Origin of the sequence: Enterobacter sp. SGAir0187 (assembly GCF_002952735.2) — a bacterium.
GTDB lineage: Bacteria > Pseudomonadota > Gammaproteobacteria > Enterobacterales > Enterobacteriaceae > Enterobacter > Enterobacter quasiroggenkampii.
This window is the reverse complement of the sequence record NZ_CP025034.2, coordinates 3609463-3626969: the sequence shown is the minus strand read 5'-3', so window position 1 is coordinate 3626969 and position 17507 is coordinate 3609463. Positions and strand designations below refer to the sequence as shown.

The following is a 17507-nucleotide window of genomic DNA, read 5'->3' as shown; positions in this document are numbered from 1 at the left end:
CTGTAAAACCCGTATAGCCTGCCCTGCCCCGCTGAGCTCATCATCGTGACAACATCAATCTGAATTTCCCATATCTTGTATGGTTGAAACTTAAGATAACTACATCTAGTATTCCTTTTAGCAAGACACACACAACCTGACGCGATGATTCGCGCCGTTCTCTCATTTTAAATGGAAATACGAATCATGAGCATTATTATTTACACTCGTAACGATTGTGTTCAGTGCCACGCGACCAAACGGGCGATGGAAAGCCGCGGCGTGGCGTTTGAGATGGTCAATATTGACCAGCAGCCCGAGGCCGCCGATACCCTTCGCGCGCAGGGTTTCCGTCAGCTTCCGGTGGTGGTGGCCGGGGAGACCAGCTGGTCTGGCTTCCGCCCGGACATGATCAACCGCATCGCCGCGCAGGCCGCACGGGCATGAGCAGACTCGTGTTCTTCTCCAGCAGCTCGGAAAACACGCTCCGCTTTATTGAGCGCGTCGGGCTGCCTGCGGTGCGCATTCCGCTTAACGAGCGGGAGCGCATCCGGGTGGAGGAACCTTACATTCTGGTGGTGCCCAGCTATGGCGGAGGCGGCACGGCGGGCGCAGTGCCTCGCCAGGTGATCCGCTTTCTGAACGATCCTCATAACCGGGAGCTGATCCGCGGCGTCATTGCGGCGGGGAATCGCAATTTCGGCGACGCCTTTGGCCGCGCCGGGGATGTCATCTCTCAAAAATGCGGCGTGCCGTATCTCTATCGCTTTGAGCTAATGGGGACGCAGCAGGACGTCGAAAACGTGCGTAAAGGAGTGAACGAATTTTGGCAACGACAACCGCAGAACGGGTAATGCAGGCGACGCCGGATTACCACGCATTAAACGCGATGCTTAACCTCTATGACCGGGAGGGACGCATTCAGTTTGATAAAGACCGTGAGGCGGTGGACGCCTTTTTTGCCGCCCACGTCCGGCCCAACAGCGTGACCTTCGCGAGCCAGGATGAACGTCTCGACCACCTGGTTAACGAGGGTTATTACGACGCGCGCGTCCTCACCCGCTACGAACGCGCCTTCGTCGTGAAGCTGTTTGAACGTGCCTACGCCAGCGGCTTTCGTTTCCAGACGTTCCTTGGCGCGTGGAAGTTCTACACCAGCTACACCCTGAAGACCTTCGACGGTAAACGCTACTTAGAGAGCTTTGAAGACCGCGTGGTGATGGTCGCGTTGACCCTGGCACAGGGCGATGAAGCGCTGGCGCAACAGCTCACCGACGAGATCCTCTCCGGACGCTTCCAGCCCGCCACGCCCACTTTTCTCAACTGCGGCAAAGCCCAGCGCGGTGAGCTGGTCTCCTGCTTCCTGCTGCGTATCGAAGATAATATGGAGTCGATTGGCCGCGCGGTGAACTCGGCGCTGCAGCTTTCCAAACGCGGCGGCGGCGTGGCGTTTCTGCTCTCTAACCTGCGTGAAGCGGGCGCGCCGATCAAGCGCATCGAAAACCAGTCCTCCGGCGTGATCCCGGTGATGAAGATGCTGGAAGATGCGTTCTCCTACGCCAACCAGCTTGGCGCGCGCCAGGGCGCGGGCGCGGTTTACCTGCACGCGCACCATCCGGATATTCTGCGTTTTCTCGATACCAAACGCGAAAACGCCGACGAAAAAATCCGTATCAAAACCCTGTCGCTGGGGGTGGTGATCCCGGATATCACCTTTAAGCTCGCCAAAGAGAATGCCGAGATGGCGCTCTTCTCGCCGTATGACATCGAGCGAATTTACGGCAAGGCCTTTGGCGACGTGGCCATCAGCGAGCTCTACGACGAACTGGTGGCCGACGAGCGCATTCGCAAAAAAACCATCAACGCCCGCGATTTCTTCCAGACGCTTGCCGAAATTCAGTTTGAGTCCGGCTATCCGTACATCATGTTTGAGGATACGGTGAACCGCGCGAACCCGATTGCCGGGCGCATCAACATGAGCAACCTGTGCTCGGAGATTTTGCAGGTCAATAGCGCGTCAGCCTACGACGAAAACCTGGACTACGCGGAGATCGGCAGAGACATCTCCTGCAACCTCGGCTCGCTGAATATTGCCCACACCATGGATTCCCCCGACTTTGGCCGTACGGTGGAGACCGCCATTCGCGGGCTGACGGCGGTGTCGGACATGAGCCACATCCGCAGCGTGCCGTCTATTGAAGCGGGCAACGCCGCGTCGCACGCCATCGGGCTGGGGCAGATGAACCTCCACGGCTATCTGGCGCGGGAGGGCATCGCCTACGGCAGCCCGGAAGGGCTGGACTTCACCAACCTCTATTTCTACACGATTACCTGGCACGCGCTGCACACCTCGATGATGCTGGCGCGCGAGCGCAACCAGCGGTTCGCGGGCTTTGAGCAGTCCCGCTACGCCAGCGGGGAATATTTCAGCCAGTACCTGGAAGGCGACTGGCAGCCGAAAACCGAAAAAGTGCGCGAACTGTTTGCCCGCGCCGGGATCGTGTTGCCGACGCGCGCGATGTGGCAGCAGTTGCGTGATGACGTGATGCGCTACGGCATCTACAACCAGAACCTGCAGGCCGTACCGCCAACCGGTTCGATCTCCTACATCAATCACGCCACGTCGAGCATTCACCCGATCGTGTCGAAAATTGAAATTCGTAAAGAAGGCAAAACCGGACGCGTTTACTACCCTGCCCCGTTTATGACCAATGAGAACCTGGCTTTGTACCAGGACGCGTATGAGATCGGCCCGGAAAAAATCATCGATACCTACGCCGAGGCGACGAAACACGTGGATCAGGGACTCTCGCTGACGCTGTTCTTCCCGGATACCGCCACGACGCGGGATATCAACAAAGCGCAGATCTACGCCTGGAAGAAAGGTATCAAAACGCTCTACTACATTCGCCTGCGCCAGCTTGCGCTGGAAGGTACCGAAATTGAAGGCTGCGTGTCCTGCGCGCTGTAAGGAGAAAGGATGAAACTGTCACGCGTGAGTGCCGTTAACTGGAACAAAATCCAGGACGATAAAGACCTGGAGGTATGGAACCGCCTGACCAGCAACTTCTGGCTGCCGGAAAAGGTCCCGCTCTCCAACGATATTCCGGCCTGGCAAACCCTGAGCCACGCCGAGCAGCAGCTGACGATCCGCGTCTTTACCGGCCTGACGCTGCTCGACACCATTCAAAATACCGTCGGCGCACCGGCTCTGATGAGTGATGCGCTGACGCCGCACGAAGAGGCGGTGATGTCGAACATCAGCTTTATGGAGGCGGTGCACGCCCGCTCCTACAGCTCGATTTTCTCCACGCTGTGCCAGACCAAAGACGTGGACGCAGCCTACGCATGGAGTGAAGCGAGCGAATCACTACAGAGAAAGGCGGAGCTGGTGCTGACGTATTATCGGGACGACGAGCCGCTGAAGAAGAAGATCGCCAGCGTGTTTCTGGAATCCTTCCTCTTCTATTCTGGCTTCTGGCTGCCCATGTACTGGTCGAGCCGGGGCAAGCTCACCAATACCGCCGATTTGATTCGCCTCATCATCCGGGATGAAGCGGTGCATGGGTATTACATCGGCTATAAGTATCAGAAAATGCTGGAAAAAGTCAGCGAGGCCAGGCGCGAGGAGCTTAAGGGATTTGCGCTTGATTTGCTGATGGATCTGTACGACAACGAGCTGAGCTATACCGAAGAGCTCTACGCTGGTACCGGCTGGGAGGAAGACGTGAAGGCCTTCCTCTGCTACAACGCCAACAAGGCGCTGATGAACCTGGGTTACGAGGCGCTTTTCCCACCGGAGATGGCGGAGGTGAACCCGGCGATTCTGTCCGCGCTGTCGCCCAACGCCGACGAAAACCACGATTTCTTCTCCGGGTCGGGTTCATCGTACGTGATGGGCAAAGCGGTGGAAACTGAGGATGAAGACTGGGATTTTTAATGAACGTTAACGTTCGTTAATTTAATATAAACCCAACAATTTCCTCTCTAATATTTACAAAGCAACTACACTGTCATTTCTGCGTCATATTCGCCTGAATCACCCGATTCAGGCGAAATTCTCCTGCGCCACAGCAAAAAATTGAGAAAAATTCAGATCACGCTCAGCCCTTTACTCATGGGAAATTCAGCCGTTTCGCTTCCCTGAAAATTCACGTCATAAGCAAACCCAGGGTTGTCTCAGATTCTCAGTATGTTAGGGTTATGCCCGTTAACAATTTACCATGGTAATCATATCGACATAAACAAATAACAGGACACTCTCTATTGCATGGCAATTAAATTAGAAGTGAAAAATCTTTATAAAGTATTTGGCGAGCATCCGCAGCGCGCATTCAAATATATTGAGAAAGGCCTTTCGAAAGAGCAAATTCTGGAAAAAACCGGGCTATCGCTTGGCGTTAAAGACGCCAGTCTGGCCATTGAAGAAGGCGAGATTTTTGTCATCATGGGATTATCCGGTTCGGGTAAATCCACTATGGTTCGCCTTCTCAATCGCCTGATTGAACCCACCCGCGGACAGGTATTGATTGACGGCGTGGATATCGCCAGAATATCAGACGCCGAGCTTCGCGAGGTGCGCAGAAAGAAGATTGCGATGGTATTCCAGTCATTCGCGCTGATGCCGCACATGACGGTACTGGATAATACCGCCTTCGGCATGGAATTAGCCGGCACGCCTGCGCAGGAACGTCAGGAAAAAGCCCTTGATGCCCTGCGTCAGGTTGGGCTGGAAAATTATGCGCATGCGTACCCGGATGAACTTTCCGGCGGTATGCGTCAGCGCGTGGGATTAGCCCGCGCATTAGCCATTAATCCAGACATTTTATTAATGGACGAAGCTTTCTCCGCCCTCGATCCGTTAATTCGCACCGAGATGCAGGATGAGCTGGTAAAATTACAGGCTAAACATCAGCGCACCATTGTCTTTATTTCTCACGATCTCGATGAAGCCATGCGTATTGGCGACCGTATTGCCATTATGCAAAACGGTGAGGTGGTGCAGGTCGGCACGCCGGATGAAATACTCAATAATCCGGCGAATGATTATGTGCGCACCTTCTTCCGCGGCGTGGATATTAGCCAGGTCTTTAGCGCTAAAGATATTGCCCGTCGAACGCCAAACGGCATTATCCGTAAAACGCCTGGCTTCGGCCCGCGCTCGGCGCTTAAGCTGCTGCAGGACGAAGACCGTGAATATGGTTATCTGGTTGAACGCGGCAATAAATTTGTCGGCGTTGTCTCCATCGACTCTCTGAAAACCGCGCTCAGCGAAAACCAGGGGATCGATGCGGCGTTGATTGATGCTCCGCTTGCCGTGGACGCTGAAACGCCGCTCAGCGAGTTGCTCTCTCACGTGGGTCAGGCGCCGTGCGCCGTGCCGGTCGTGGGTGAGGAACAACAGTACGTCGGCATCATCTCAAAACGGATGCTGCTGCAGGCTTTAGATCGCGAGGGGGCAAACAATGGCTGACCAAACTAACCCGTGGGGTACCACTGAAGCGGCGGATAACGCTGCACAATCCGCCGACGCGTGGGGTTCCACGCCAGCACCCGCCGACGGCGGCGGCGCGGCAGACTGGCTGAACAGCGCCCCCGCGCCTGCGCCAGAACACTTCAACATTATGGACCCGTTCCATAAAACGCTGATCCCGCTGGACAGCTGGGTCACGGAGGGGATCGACTGGGTGGTGACGCACTTCCGCCCGGTGTTCCAGGGGATCCGCATCCCGGTGGATTACATCCTGAACGGCTTCCAGCAGCTGATGCTGGGCATGCCGGCACCGGTGGCGATTATCCTGTTCTCCCTGATCGCCTGGCAGTTTGGCAGCACCGGCATGGGTGTCGCCACGCTGATTTCGCTGATTGCCATCGGCGCGATTGGAGCCTGGTCGCAGGCGATGATCACCCTGGCGCTGGTGCTGACCGCCCTGCTCTTTTGCATTGTCATCGGCCTGCCAATGGGGATCTGGCTGGCGCGCAGCCCGCGGGCCGCGAAGATTATCCGCCCGCTGCTGGATGCAATGCAGACCACCCCGGCATTCGTCTATCTGGTGCCGATTGTGATGCTGTTCGGCATCGGCAACGTGCCGGGCGTGGTGGTCACCATTATCTTTGCCCTGCCGCCGATTATTCGTCTGACCATTCTCGGGATCAATCAGGTGCCTGCGGACCTGATCGAAGCGTCACGCTCGTTCGGTGCCAGCCCGCGCCAGATGCTGTTTAAGGTTCAGCTCCCGCTGGCGATGCCGACCATCATGGCGGGCGTGAACCAGACGCTGATGCTGGCCCTGTCGATGGTGGTGATTGCCTCGATGATCGCCGTTGGCGGTCTCGGTCAGATGGTGCTGCGCGGCATTGGCCGTCTCGACATGGGGCTGGCTACCGTCGGCGGCGTCGGGATTGTGATCCTCGCCATTATTCTTGACCGCCTGACCCAGGCCGTCGGTCGCGATTCACGCAGTCGCGGCAACCGTCGCTGGTATACCACCGGCCCTGTCGGGTTACTCACCCGCCCTTTCACGAAATCAAAATAAGGAACAACGATGCGACATAACGTACTTTTTGCCACAGCGTTTGCCACCCTTGTCTCCACCAGCACGTTTGCGGCTGAGCTGCCTGGCAAAGGCATTACCGTACAGCCGGTGCAGAGCACCATCTCGGAAGAGAGCTTCCAGACCCTGATCGTCAGCCGCGCGCTGGAGAAGCTGGGCTATACGGTCAACACGCCGAGTGAAGTGGATTACAACGTGGGCTATACCTCGATTGCCTCCGGTGACGCCACCTTCACCGCCGTGAACTGGCAGCCGCTGCACGACGACATGTATGCCGCCGCCGGTGGCGACAAGAAATTCTACCGTGAAGGCACCTTTGTCACCGGCGCGGCGCAGGGATATCTGATCGACAAGAAAACCGCCGACCAGTACCACATCACCAATATCGAACAGCTGAAGGATCCGAAGATCGCCAAACTGTTCGACACCAACGGTGACGGCAAGGCCGACATGATGGGCTGCTCGCCGGGCTGGGGCTGCGAAGCGGTGATTAACCACCAGAACAAGGCGTTCGATCTGGCGAAAACGGTCGACGTGAGCCACGGCAACTATTCTGCGATGATGGCCGACACCATTGCCCGCTTCAAAGAGGGTAAACCGGTGATTTACTACACCTGGACGCCATACTGGGTGAGCGACGTGCTGAAGCCGGGGAAAGACGTGGTGTGGCTGCAGGTGCCGTTCTCCTCCCTGCCGGGCGAGCAGAAAGATATCGACACCAAACTGCCGAACGGCATGAACTACGGCTTCCCGGTGAACACCATGCATATCGTGGCGAACAAAGCCTGGGCCGAGAAAAACCCGGCCGCGGCGAAGCTGTTCTCGGTGATGAAGCTGCCGCTGGCGGACATCAACGCCCAGAACGCGATGATGCACGCGGGTAAATCGTCTGAGGCAGATGTCAAAGGCCACGTCGACGGCTGGATCAAAGCCCACCAGCAGCAATTTGACGGCTGGGTGAAAGAGGCGCTGGCGGCTCAGAAGTAAAAAACAAAACCCTACCCCTCGCCCTAACCCTCTCCCCCAAAGGGGAGAGGGCTGGGATGAGGGGCTAACCGCACAAACACACACATAACAATCCTCCAACATTCACAATCATTCGCTATTATGGTTTCCGGAAAAATAATCACTTAACTAACGATTCCTGAAACTAATGACAAAAACAGCTCAAGGGCTTAGCCCCGCACTCATTCTTTTAATGTCCGTGGCCACGGGTCTGGCCGTCGCCAGCAACTATTACGCGCAACCTCTTCTCGACACCATCGCCCGCGCGTTTGACCTTTCCGCCAGTTCAGCAGGCTTTATTGTCACCGCAGCCCAGCTCGGTTATGCCGCCGGGCTGCTGTTCCTGGTGCCGCTCGGCGATATGTTTGAACGCCGAATGCTGATCGTCTCCATGACCCTGCTGGCCGCCGGTGGGATGCTGATCACCGCCAGCAGCCAGTCGCTGACGATGATGATTATCGGTACCGCACTGACGGGGTTGTTCTCCGTAGTAGCGCAAATTCTGGTCCCGCTCGCAGCGACCCTCGCCTCCCCGGAAAAACGCGGCAAGGTGGTGGGCACCATCATGAGCGGCCTGCTGCTGGGGATTTTGCTGGCGCGTACCGTTGCCGGGCTGCTGGCAAGCCTCGGCGGCTGGCGCACCGTATACTGGGTGGCGAGCGTATTGATGGTCGTCATGGCGCTGGCGCTGTGGCGCGGGCTGCCAAAAGTGAAGCAGGAAAATCACCTGAATTACCCGCAGCTGCTGGCCTCCGTTTTCAGCCTGTTCACCCAGGATAAACTTCTGCGCACCCGCGCCCTGCTGGGCTGCTTCACCTTCGCCAACTTCAGCATTCTCTGGACGTCGATGGCGTTTCTGCTGGCCGCGCCGCCGTTCAATTATTCCGAAGGGGTGATTGGCCTGTTCGGTCTGGCCGGTGCCGCAGGCGCACTGGGCGCGCGTCCCGCAGGCGGGCTGGCCGACAAGGGCAAATCCCACCTGACCACCTCCGCGGGGCTGATATTACTCCTGCTCTCCTGGGCGGCAATCTGGTATGGGCACGTCTCGGTGCTGGCGCTGATCGTCGGTATCCTGGTGCTCGATCTCACCGTGCAGGGCGTTCACATCACCAATCAGACCGTCATCTATCGCGTGAAGCCAGAGGCGCGTAACCGCCTGACGGCCGGGTACATGACCAGCTACTTCATTGGCGGCGCGGCGGGCTCGCTTATTTCCGCCTCGGCATGGCAGCATGCCGGCTGGTCAGGGGTATGTGCGATCGGCGCCATCGTCGCCACGCTTAACCTGCTAGTATGGTGGCGCGGCTACCATCGTCAGGATGCAATTCATTAAGTTTTACATTGCGTTGGCCTCTTAGGGTGTTAAGAGGCCCTTCACTCTGTTAATGTAAACGTAATCATTTATCCCAGAAATTTTAATGTGGGTGACATATTTACAATTGGCATGAATAGTTCAGACCCCCGCCCTCACATCCTCTCTTCAGCGGGTTCACACCCTACGCTTTCTGTGCTCACCGGGTCACGGACTTACCCGGCGCTTTCTGATGGTGACATTAATTTGGCGGATATAACCGCACAAATAATTCATTTACATTATTTGTCACTATCGTTACTATATCGGCTGTAATTAATGAGGTTATGCCCAAATGGATAGTTCGTTTACGCCCATTGAACAAATGCTTAAATTCCGCGCCAGTCGCCATGAGGACTTCCCGTACCAGGAAATTCTGCTGACTCGCCTGTGCATGCACATGCAGGGTAAGCTACTGGAAAACCGTAATAAAATGCTGAAAGCTCAAGGGATTAACGAGACATTGTTTATGGCGTTGATCACGCTGGAGTCTCAGGAAAACCACAGCATTCAGCCTTCAGAGCTGAGCTGCGCGCTGGGCTCCTCCCGCACCAACGCCACCCGAATTGCCGATGAGCTCGAAAAGCGTGGCTGGATTGAGCGCCGTGAAAGCGATAACGATCGCCGCTGCCTGCATCTGCAACTGACCGATAAAGGTCACCAGTTCCTGCGCGAGGTGCTGCCACCTCAGCACAATTGCCTGCACAAACTCTGGTCCGCCCTCAGCACCGCCGAGCGCGACCAGCTTGAGCACATCACTCGCAAGCTGCTCACCCGTCTGGACCAGATGGATGAAGAAGGCGCCGTTCTTGAGGCGCTGCGCTAACGCGACGACACGCTCACCATTCCAGATTCATAAGAAAACCGACAGGCCAGCACGTCACACTGCTGGCCTTTCTGACAACAGGTCGGCTCAGCCGATGTGAAAATAAGAAGATCGTGGAGAACAACAATGAGCGCAAATGCGGAGAGCACTACCCCGCAGCAACCGGCCAACAAGAAAGGCAAACGTAAGAGCGCCCTTCTTCTGTTGACCTTGCTCTTTATCATTATTGCCGTGGCATATGGGATCTATTGGTTTTTAGTACTGCGTCATGCTGAAGAGACTGACGACGCGTACGTGGCAGGGAACCAGGTACAAATTATGGCGCAGGTGTCGGGCAGCGTGACGAAAGTCTGGGCTGACAATACCGACTTTGTGCAAAAAGGCGATGTGTTGGTGACACTCGATCCAACCGACGCCCAGCAGGCGTTTGAAAAAGCACAGACCGCGCTGGCCTCCAGCGTCCGTCAGACCCGCCAGCTGATGATCAACAGCAAGCAGCTGCAGGCCAACATCGACGTGCAGAAAACCGCACTCGCACAGGCGCAGAGCGACCTGAACCGCCGCGTGCCGCTCGGCACGGCCAACCTGATTGGCCGTGAAGAGCTGCAGCACGCCCGCGACGCCGTTGCCAGCGCTCAGGCACAGCTGGATGTGGCCATTCAACAGTACAACGCCAACCAGGCGATGGTGCTGGGCACCAGCCTGGAAAACCAGCCTGCCGTTCAGCAGGCAGCGACTGAAGTCCGCAACGCGTGGCTTGCCCTGCAGCGTACTAAAATCGTCAGCCCAATGACCGGCTATGTCTCCCGTCGTTCCGTCCAGCCAGGGGCGCAGATCAGCCCAACCACGCCGCTGATGGCGGTTGTGCCGGCGGACAACCTGTGGGTCGATGCCAACTTTAAAGAGACGCAGCTTGCGCATATGCGTATCGGCCAGACCGCAACGGTTGTCAGCGACATCTATGGCGATGACGTGAAGTACACCGGCAAAGTGGTGGGTCTGGATATGGGGACCGGCAGCGCCTTCTCCCTGCTGCCTGCGCAGAACGCCACCGGTAACTGGATCAAAGTCGTACAGCGTCTGCCCGTGCGTATCGAACTGGATGCCAAACAGCTGGCGGATCACCCGCTGCGTATCGGCCTCTCCACGCTGGTGACGGTTGACACCGCCAACCGCGACGGTCAGATCCTGGCAAGCCAGGTGCGTAGCAGCCCGGCTTATGAAAGTAACGCCCGTGAAATTAGCCTCGATCCGGTCAACAAACTGATCGATGACATCGTGAAGGCAAACGCCGGTTAATCCGAAGGTGAGCGTTATGCAACAGCAAAAGCCGCAAAAACCGCTGGAAGGCGCGCAGCTGGTCATTATGACCATTGCGCTGTCGCTGGCGACATTCATGCAGGTGCTGGACTCCACCATCGCAAACGTGGCGATCCCAACCATCGCCGGTAACCTTGGCTCGTCGCTGAGCCAGGGGACATGGGTCATTACCTCGTTTGGGGTGGCAAATGCCATCTCCATTCCGATCACCGGCTGGCTGGCAAAGCGCGTCGGTGAGGTGAAGCTGTTCCTCTGGTCCACGGTGGCGTTTGTACTGGCCTCGTGGGCGTGCGGCATGTCCAGCAGCCTGACGATGCTGATTTTCTTCCGCGTCATTCAGGGGATTGTCGCGGGGCCGCTGATCCCGCTTTCTCAGAGTTTGCTGCTGAGCAACTACCCTCCCGCAAAACGTTCCGTCGCGCTGGCGCTCTGGTCGATGACCGTTATCGTCGCGCCTATCTGCGGACCGATTCTGGGCGGGTACATCAGCGATAACTACCACTGGGGCTGGATCTTCTTCATCAACGTACCGATTGGCGCCGTCGTGGTATTGATGACGCTGCAGTCGCTGCGGGGACGAGAGACGCGCACCGAACAACGGCGTATCGACAGCATCGGGCTGGCGCTGCTGATCCTGGGTATCGGCAGTCTGCAGATCATGCTCGACCGCGGTAAAGAGCTCGACTGGTTCAACTCGCAGGAAATTATCATCCTGACCATTGTCGCGGTGGTGTCGTTAAGCTTCCTGATCGTCTGGGAGCTGACGGACGACAACCCGATAGTCGATCTCTCGCTGTTTAAGTCGCGAAACTTCACCATCGGCTGCCTGTGTATCAGCCTCGCCTATATGCTCTACTTCGGCGCGATTGTTCTGCTGCCGCAGCTGTTGCAGGAGGTGTATGGCTATACCGCCACCTGGGCGGGTCTGGCGTCGGCACCTGTCGGGGTGATCCCGGTCCTGCTGTCGCCGATAATTGGCCGCTTCGCCCATAAGCTCGACATGCGTCGGCTGGTGACGTTCAGCTTCATCATGTATGCGGTGTGCTTCTACTGGCGTGCGTATACCTTTGAGCCGGGAATGGACTTTGGCGCCTCGGCGTGGCCACAGTTCATTCAGGGCTTCGCGGTGGCGTGCTTCTTTATGCCGCTGACCACCATCACGCTCTCTGGCTTACCGCCCGAGCGTCTGGCGGCCGCGTCGAGCCTGTCGAACTTCACCCGTACGCTGGCGGGCTCCATCGGGACGTCGATCACCACCACCCTGTGGACGAACCGCGAATCGATGCACCACGCGCAGCTGACCGAAGCGGTGAACCCGTTCAACCCGAACTCCCGCGAAATGTACAACCAGCTTCAGGGAATGGGGATGACGGAGCAGCAGGCGTCAGGTTGGATTGCCCAGCAGATCACCAACCAGGGGCTGATTATCTCGGCCAACGAGATTTTCTGGATATCAGCAGGGATCTTCATCGTCCTGCTGGGGCTGGTGTGGTTTGCCAGACCGCCGTTTGGTGCCGGTGGCGGCGGTGGCGGCGCGCACTAGTCTTGTGCGCGGGTTGCTCGTTCTGTGCGACGGTTGCCCGGTGGCGCTACGCTTACCGGACCTACGAACGTAGGCCGGATAAGGCGTAGCCGCCATCCGGCAAAAAACCGCACCGTGTCCAGAACGCGACAGCCATTGTCAGTGCCGATAAAGCAGCGCGCCTGAAATCGATTCACGATAGTGAAAAGACAACAGGAGCGCATCATGCTGAACACACCCGCCGACAAGTACCAACCCTATCCCACCCTTTCCCTGCCCGACCGTCGCTGGCCGGAACAACGCATCACCCGCGCGCCGCGCTGGCTCTCGACCGACCTGCGCGACGGCAACCAGGCGCTTGCCGAGCCGATGGACAGCGCGCGCAAGCTGCAGTTCTGGGATTTGCTGCTGAGCTGCGGATTTAAAGAGATTGAGGTCGCCTTCCCGTCCGCCTCGCAGACCGACTTCAACTTTGTCCGCCAGCTTATCGAAGAGAACCGCATTCCGGATGACGTCACGATTCAGGTATTAACACAGGCGCGGGAAGATCTCATCCATCGTACTTTTGAATCCCTGCGCGGCGCGAAGCAGGCCACCGTCCACCTGTATAACGCCACCGCCCCGCTGTTCCGCCGCCTGGTCTTCGGCATGGAGAAAGCGCAAATCGTTGAGCTGGCGACGCGCTCGACGCGGCTTATTCGCCAGCTGTGTGAGGAAAATCCCGACACCCGCTGGCAATATGAATATTCCCCGGAAACCTTCTGCTTTACCGAACCAGAGTTTGCGCTGGAGATTTGTGAAGCCGTGGCGGAAATCTGGCAGCCGTGCGACGAGCGGCCTATGGTGATCAACTTACCTGCCACCGTAGAAGTGAGCACGCCGAACGTCTATGCCGACCAGATCGAGTATTTCTGCCGCCACTTCAGCCGCCGCCGCGATGTTTGCATCAGCGTGCATCCGCATAACGACCGCGGTACCGGCGTTGCCTGCGCGGAGCTGGCCGTAATGGCAGGGGCTGACCGCGTGGAGGGCTGTCTGTTTGGTAACGGGGAACGTACGGGCAACGTCTGCCTGGTGACGCTGGCAATGAACCTCTACAGCCAGGGGGTTAGCCCGAATCTGGACTTTAGCGATATGAATCGGGTGGTGGAAGTGGTGGAAACCTGCAATCAGCTGCCGGTGCACCCGCGCCATCCGTGGGCGGGACGGCTGGCCTATACCGCCTTCTCCGGCTCGCACCAGGACGCAATCAAAAAAGGCTTTGATGCCCGCAGGCCTGGCGATCGCTGGGAGATGCCCTACCTGCCCGTCGATCCCCAGGATATCGGCTGCACCTACGAAGCGGTGATACGCGTGAACAGCCAGTCAGGGAAAAGCGGCAGCGCGTGGCTGATCGAACAGAATCATGGTCTGAAACTGCCCCGCGCCCTGCAGCAGGATTTCAGCCAGCACGTGCAGCAGGAAACCGATCGTCACGGAAAAGAGATGACGCAAAATGCGCTGTGGCAACTGTTCCGCACCCGCTACGGCCTGGTGGCAACGCCGCACTATGCGCTGCAATCCTACCGCAGCGATAGCCAACAGGATGGCCAGCTGCGTTTGACGGCCAGCGTCGTCACACAGGGAGGAACGCGCCAGCTGGAAGGTCAGGGCAACGGTCTGCTCTCCGCCGCCGCGCAGGGCCTGAGCCGCTGGGTCACCGCCCCGTTCGTGATTAAAGATTATCACGAGCATACGTTAGGTGAACGCAGCGACAGCCGCTCGGTGGCCTACATCCGCTGTCTGTTCCAGGACGGCAGCAGCCGCTGGGGCGTGGGCATTGACAGCGACGTGGCGCGCGCGTCGCTTCAGGCGCTCTTTAACGCCGTCAGTCGTTCTTAAAGTAATCGCTGGGGGAGACGCCCATCACCCGACGGAACATGGCCGTAAAGGCGCTGTGGCTGCCGTAGCCCAGATCCAGCGCCACGCGTAATACCGGCTGGCCCTGCGCCAGCCGCACTAAGGCCTCCAGCAGACGCGCCCGTCTCAGCCACTCTCCGTAGCTTAAACCCGTCTGCTGCTGAAAATGGCGGTTCAGGGTGCGCTCGCTCATGTTCATCATGCTCGCAGCCTGCGCGCTGCTCCAGCTTTCCCCCGGTTTTTGGCGGATTTGCAGGCACAGGCGACGTAGCGCCTCGCTTTCCGGCTCCGGCAGGTGAAACGGCAGCACCGGCATAGTGCGGATTTCATCGAGAATGAGCTCATAGACGCGCTCATCCCGGCTTCCGGGTGAGTACGATTCAGGTAAAGCAAGGCAGACGAGGATCAGCTCGCGCAGCAGCGGCGTTATCTGCACGATCTGGCAGGTGGCCGGGAGATCGGCCCGCGCCAGCGGATCGATAAACAGCGTTCGCGCCGCCACGTTGCCGGTAATGCGCAGGGAATGCTGCGTGCCCGCAGGCAGCCAGACGCCGCGACCGGGAGGCACAACCCAACAGCCCGATGCGGTATCCACCCGTACCACGCCGCTCAGGGTGTGCAGCAACTGCGCGCAGTCGTGCTTGTGCCAGGGTTCGCTGTCACCATGAACATAATCATGGGCAAACGGAACGAGGGGACGGTGGGTAAAGGAGAAGGTTAAGGTTGTGGTCATGGCATTAAACAACCCTCACCCTACCCTCTCCCTGAGGGAGAGGGAAAAGGTGCACTAGATGTGCAGTTCCTGCAGTTTTTCTTTCGGCAGGGCCAGCTCTTCGTTGCTGTTCACACGAACATCACGCTCGATGATGTGGCGCGCGATCTCCTGCGCTTCTTCCAGAGAGTGCATCTGGTAGGTGCCGCACTGGTAAACGTTCAGCTCTGGGATCTGGTTCTGCTCTTTCACCTTCAGCACGTCCTGCATGGCCGCTTTCCAGGCATCTGCCACACGTTTCTCTTCAGGCTGACCAATCAGGCTCATGTAGAAACCGGTACGGCAGCCCATCGGAGAGATATCAATGATCTCAACGCCGTTGCCGTTCAGGTGGTCACGCATGAAGCCAGCGAACAGGTGTTCCAGCGTATGAATGCCTTTCTCCGGCATCACTTCTTTGTTTGGCACGCAGAAACGCAGATCGAAGACGGTGATCGTGTCGCCGTGCGGGGTGTGCATGGTCTTCGCCACGCGGACTGCAGGTGCTTCCATACGGGTATGGTCGACAGTAAAGCTATCTAATAACGGCATACGTCACCTCCGATAGTGATTTTTTTTAAAATAAACTGAACTCTTCTACAGAATGCGCGTCTGAGTATATGAAAGACGCGCATTTGTTATCATCATCCCTGAATTCAGAGATGTATATTTTGGCCACAGCGATGTGGCCTTTTTCTTTTCTGCTTAAGCCTGCTTCGCCAGAAACGCCTCAAACGACTCGGTATCCGCCGCTTCAACCTCTTTCTGACGCACAACGGACGCTTCGCGTTCCGCGACAAAATCTGCTTCGCTCAGGATTTCTAACGGCTCCTGGATCAGCATCTCACGGTACTCCGCCGAGAGTGAACGCCCCGTACCACCAATGCCCTGATCAATCATAGAACGCAGAATGCGTGCTGAGAACGTCAGTTCCGGGTTATCAAAGCATTCCACCAGCTGGTCGCAAATCTGTTGATACGCATCCCCGCCGTCGATGCTGTCCATCGTCCGGGCAACACGCTTCAGATCGCGGAACAGATCTTTGCCGACTTTCGTCAGCGGGAACTGTGCCGTTTCGCAACCGATACCCAGCGTCAGACCCGGCTTACGCCCTTCCAGTATCACGCGGTTCCAGTTTGTACGGGTACAGAGCAGTTCGTCTGAACTCATTTCCGGCGCATCCGCCAGCACGCACCAGACCATAAACAGATCCAGGAAGCGAATCTGCTGTTCATCAACGCCAATCGGTGAGAACGGGTTGATATCCAGCGAGCGCACTTCAATGTATTCGATCCCGCCGCGCTGCAGCGCATCCGACGGGGTTTCCCCGCTGCGCGTCACGCGCTTAGGACGAATAGGCGCATACAGCTCGTTTTCAATCTGCAGCACATTGCTGTTGATCTGCAAACGCTTACCGTCTTTTTCGAGGCCGATTTTCTCGTACTCTTCTGACGGGGTTTTGATCGCCCGCTTCAATCCTGCCACATATTCGTGCAATTCGTTAAACGTAATACCGAGATTGCTTTGCGATTTATTGGTATAGCCGAGATCGCTCAGGCGCAGAGAGGTGGCGTACGGAAGATAGTACATTCCGCAGTCAGTCTTCTCGAACGGCAGCGTCGTCGGTTTTCCCTGCAGGAAGGATGAGCAAATAGCAGGCGATGCGCCGAACAGATACGGGATCACCCAGCCGAAACGGTAATAGTTTCGGATCAGGCGGAAGTAGCCTGCTGAGATGGCGTCTTTATCCGTTTCACCGCATTTCGCTTCCCAGAAAGCCATCGGCAACGAGAAGTTGTAGTGCACGCCAGAGATGGTCTGCATCAACGCGCCGTAGCGGTTTTTCAGCCCCTCACGGTAAAGCGTTTTCAGCCGGCCGATATTTGACGTGCCGTACTGTGCCAGCTCAATCTCCTGGCCCTGCTCGATATAGCACGGCATGCTGAGGGGCCACATGCGCTCGTCGCCCAGGTTGCGCGCGGTGTAGCGATGAATATCGCGCATGATCGTCAGCATATGATCAATATCACCCTCTACTGGGGTGATGAACTCCAGCAGCGCTTCAGCGAAATCGGTTGTGATCCATTTATGTGTCAGCGCCGAGCCTAACGCCTTCGGGTGACCCGTTGTCGCTAAACTGCCGTCCGCGTTAACGCGCAGCGTTTCACGCTCGAGACCACGCTGAATACCCTTCAATGCCTGAGGGTGGTTTTCCAGCCAGGCCAGCGCCTGAGATACGTCCGGGATCAAATTGACCTCCCGCCTGTCAAAGTAATGTTACTCAGCATAATTGTAATGGT

15 protein-coding genes are annotated in these 17507 nt (G+C 57.4%); 12 read left to right on the top strand and 3 right to left on the bottom strand.

The annotated features are described in order from the left end of the window. Nucleotides 1–186: 186 nt before the first annotated feature. The 12 genes from nrdH (at nt 187) to leuA (ending at nt 14438) form a co-directional block, all read left to right on the top strand. The gene (gene nrdH / locus CWR52_RS17525; protein WP_008502570.1) at nt 187–426 is read left to right on the top strand and encodes a glutaredoxin-like protein NrdH; all 240 of its coding nucleotides are present in this window, start codon (nt 187–189) and stop codon (nt 424–426) included. Beyond that, nucleotides 423–833: a class Ib ribonucleoside-diphosphate reductase assembly flavoprotein NrdI gene (gene nrdI, locus CWR52_RS17520; protein ID WP_024907682.1), complete on the top strand. Its 411-nt coding sequence runs from the start codon at nt 423–425 to the stop codon at nt 831–833. The genes nrdH and nrdI overlap by 4 nt, the downstream gene beginning before the upstream one ends. After that, on the top strand, nt 806–2950 hold the full coding sequence (gene nrdE, locus CWR52_RS17515) for a class 1b ribonucleoside-diphosphate reductase subunit alpha (protein WP_104950263.1): 2145 nt from the start codon (nt 806–808) through the stop codon (nt 2948–2950). Before nrdI ends, nrdE begins: the two co-directional genes overlap by 28 nt. 9 nt (nt 2951–2959) lie before the next feature. Further along, nucleotides 2960–3919 carry a class 1b ribonucleoside-diphosphate reductase subunit beta gene (gene nrdF, locus CWR52_RS17510; protein WP_104950262.1) on the top strand — a complete coding sequence of 320 codons (960 nt, stop codon included), beginning with the start codon at nt 2960–2962 and terminating at the stop codon, nt 3917–3919. 330 nt (nt 3920–4249) lie between these two features. Next, nucleotides 4250–5452: a glycine betaine/L-proline ABC transporter ATP-binding protein ProV gene (proV, locus tag CWR52_RS17505; RefSeq protein ID WP_008502574.1), complete on the top strand. Its 1203-nt coding sequence runs from the start codon at nt 4250–4252 to the stop codon at nt 5450–5452. Then, entirely contained in the window at nt 5445–6515 is a 1071-nt protein-coding gene (gene proW, locus CWR52_RS17500; protein ID WP_104950261.1) for a glycine betaine/L-proline ABC transporter permease ProW, read from the top strand. Before proV ends, proW begins: the two co-directional genes overlap by 8 nt. Before the next feature lie 9 nt (nt 6516–6524). Next, a complete protein-coding gene (proX, locus tag CWR52_RS17495) occupies nt 6525–7520 on the top strand; it encodes a glycine betaine/L-proline ABC transporter substrate-binding protein ProX (RefSeq protein ID WP_104950260.1) in 996 nt (331 codons plus the stop codon). Between the two features lie 166 nt (nt 7521–7686). After that, on the top strand, nt 7687–8871 hold the full coding sequence (locus CWR52_RS17490) for an MFS transporter (RefSeq protein ID WP_045909302.1): 1185 nt from the start codon (nt 7687–7689) through the stop codon (nt 8869–8871). Between the two features lie 313 nt (nt 8872–9184). Beyond that, nucleotides 9185–9715 carry a transcriptional repressor MprA gene (gene mprA / locus CWR52_RS17485; protein ID WP_061099626.1) on the top strand — a complete coding sequence of 177 codons (531 nt, stop codon included), beginning with the start codon at nt 9185–9187 and terminating at the stop codon, nt 9713–9715. Nucleotides 9716–9841: 126 nt separating this feature from the next. Beyond that, a complete protein-coding gene (gene emrA, locus CWR52_RS17480) occupies nt 9842–11014 on the top strand; it encodes a multidrug efflux MFS transporter periplasmic adaptor subunit EmrA (RefSeq protein WP_045909303.1) in 1173 nt (390 codons plus the stop codon). Between the two features lie 16 nt (nt 11015–11030). Next, the gene (gene emrB / locus CWR52_RS17475; protein WP_104950259.1) at nt 11031–12578 is read left to right on the top strand and encodes a multidrug efflux MFS transporter permease subunit EmrB; all 1548 of its coding nucleotides are present in this window, start codon (nt 11031–11033) and stop codon (nt 12576–12578) included. Between the two features lie 204 nt (nt 12579–12782). Beyond that, a complete protein-coding gene (gene leuA / locus CWR52_RS17470) occupies nt 12783–14438 on the top strand; it encodes a 2-isopropylmalate synthase (RefSeq protein ID WP_104950258.1) in 1656 nt (551 codons plus the stop codon). On the opposite strand, the gene CWR52_RS17465 is transcribed toward leuA, so the two are convergent. The 3 genes from CWR52_RS17465 to gshA all read right to left on the bottom strand — a co-directional run bounded on the left by CWR52_RS17465 (nt 14425) and on the right by gshA (nt 17457). After that, nucleotides 14425–15189 (bottom strand): AraC family transcriptional regulator, encoded by a 765-nt coding sequence (locus CWR52_RS17465; RefSeq protein WP_104950257.1) that lies wholly within the window; start codon nt 15187–15189, stop codon nt 14425–14427. The genes leuA and CWR52_RS17465 overlap by 14 nt on opposite strands. Before the next feature lie 54 nt (nt 15190–15243). After that, entirely contained in the window at nt 15244–15759 is a 516-nt protein-coding gene (gene luxS / locus CWR52_RS17460) for an S-ribosylhomocysteine lyase (RefSeq protein WP_014833019.1), read from the bottom strand. A 153-nt stretch (nt 15760–15912) separates the two neighbouring features. Then, complete coding sequence (gshA, locus tag CWR52_RS17455; protein ID WP_045909305.1) at nt 15913–17457, bottom strand: glutamate--cysteine ligase; 1545 nt, start codon at nt 17455–17457, stop codon at nt 15913–15915. Between the last annotated feature and the right edge of the window lie 50 nt (nt 17458–17507).

Bases quoted from the DNA above. Each gene is read 5' to 3' on its own strand.
- proX (WP_104950260.1), top strand. From the start codon at position 6,525: ATGCGACATAACGTACTTTTTGCCACAGCGTTTGCCACCCTTGTCTCC.
- emrA (WP_045909303.1), top strand. From the start codon at position 9,842: ATGAGCGCAAATGCGGAGAGCACTACCCCGCAGCAACCGGCCAACAAG.
- proV (WP_008502574.1), top strand. From the start codon at position 4,250: ATGGCAATTAAATTAGAAGTGAAAAATCTTTATAAAGTATTTGGCGAG.
- CWR52_RS17465 (WP_104950257.1), bottom strand. From the start codon at position 15,189: ATGACCACAACCTTAACCTTCTCCTTTACCCACCGTCCCCTCGTTCCG.
- CWR52_RS17490 (WP_045909302.1), top strand. From the start codon at position 7,687: ATGACAAAAACAGCTCAAGGGCTTAGCCCCGCACTCATTCTTTTAATG.
- leuA (WP_104950258.1), top strand. From the start codon at position 12,783: ATGCTGAACACACCCGCCGACAAGTACCAACCCTATCCCACCCTTTCC.
- nrdH (WP_008502570.1), top strand. From the start codon at position 187: ATGAGCATTATTATTTACACTCGTAACGATTGTGTTCAGTGCCACGCG.
- luxS (WP_014833019.1), bottom strand. From the start codon at position 15,759: ATGCCGTTATTAGATAGCTTTACTGTCGACCATACCCGTATGGAAGCA.
- nrdF (WP_104950262.1), top strand. From the start codon at position 2,960: ATGAAACTGTCACGCGTGAGTGCCGTTAACTGGAACAAAATCCAGGAC.
- mprA (WP_061099626.1), top strand. From the start codon at position 9,185: ATGGATAGTTCGTTTACGCCCATTGAACAAATGCTTAAATTCCGCGCC.
- nrdI (WP_024907682.1), top strand. From the start codon at position 423: ATGAGCAGACTCGTGTTCTTCTCCAGCAGCTCGGAAAACACGCTCCGC.
- proW (WP_104950261.1), top strand. From the start codon at position 5,445: ATGGCTGACCAAACTAACCCGTGGGGTACCACTGAAGCGGCGGATAAC.
- emrB (WP_104950259.1), top strand. From the start codon at position 11,031: ATGCAACAGCAAAAGCCGCAAAAACCGCTGGAAGGCGCGCAGCTGGTC.